Origin of the sequence: Chitinophaga oryziterrae, from assembly GCF_009758125.1 — a bacterium.
In the GTDB taxonomy this organism is placed as follows: Bacteria; Bacteroidota; Bacteroidia; order Chitinophagales; family Chitinophagaceae; genus Chitinophaga; species Chitinophaga oryziterrae.
The window spans coordinates 1-988 of sequence record NZ_WRXO01000033.1; the positions used below are offsets into that span (position 1 = coordinate 1).

The window sequence follows — 988 nt, forward strand, 5'->3', positions numbered from 1 at the left end:
TCCCACTGGTAAATACCTATTATGATGACTATACTTATTCAGGAAGCCAAACTTATTCTACCACTGATATCGCTAAACCACAGGCAAATAGTAATCTATATCCCGAAGCTATTCCAGCTGTAGCCAGCAAACTTACACGTGGGTTGATGACGGGTAAAAAGGCTCAGGTTGATTATACCGGGCAATTCTTAATGACTACGCCTTACTATAATGATAAGGGGCGTGTAATCCAGACAGTGGCAGATAATATGCCGGGTGGGAAAGATATTACCAACAGTTTATTTGATTTTAGTGGGAAGCTGTTAAGCTCCTATTTACGACATACTAATCCTCGCAGCACTGTTACTCCACAAACAACGGTGTTAACCATGTATCACTATGATGCCGGTAGCAGATTGGACTCAGTTAAAAAACGTCTAAACGATAACATTGCTTTACAGCAAACAGTAGCTGTTAATGATTATGATGAATTAGGTCAGCTGAATAGTAAGCGATTAAATGCTGCTGCATCTTCTCAACTGGAATTATTGAACTATGAATATAATATACGTGGATGGCTGAAGTCTGTAAACAAAGCCTTTATAAATACAGCCGGTAGCACTTCCAACTGGTTCGGACAGGAGCTTAGTTATGATTATGGATTCAGCAATAAAGAGCTGAACGGCAATATTGCAGGGGCTAAATGGAAAAGCCGCTCAGATGGTATTGCCCGTGCTTTTGGTTATGATTATGATAATGCTAACAGAATTACGCAGGCGACCTTTAATCAGCAGAATTCCGGTAGCATTACCTGGGCACAGAACCTTGTTAATTTCTCTGTAAGTGGTTTGACTTATGATGTAAATGGAAACATCCTTTCTATGAAACAGATAGGGATGAACGGGCCTGTTCCTCAGGCGATTGACAGTTTAAAATATGGATATAATGCAACCAGTAACAGGCTCAGTTTCGTTACTGACAAACGCAATGATCCAACATCTAAACTGGG

Annotated in this window: 1 pseudogene; it reads left to right on the forward strand. The window is 40.3% G+C overall.

Going from position 1 to position 988, the window contains the following annotated elements:
- Positions 1-988, forward strand: a pseudogene (locus tag GO495_RS31870) (DUF6443 domain-containing protein); the annotation flags it as partial.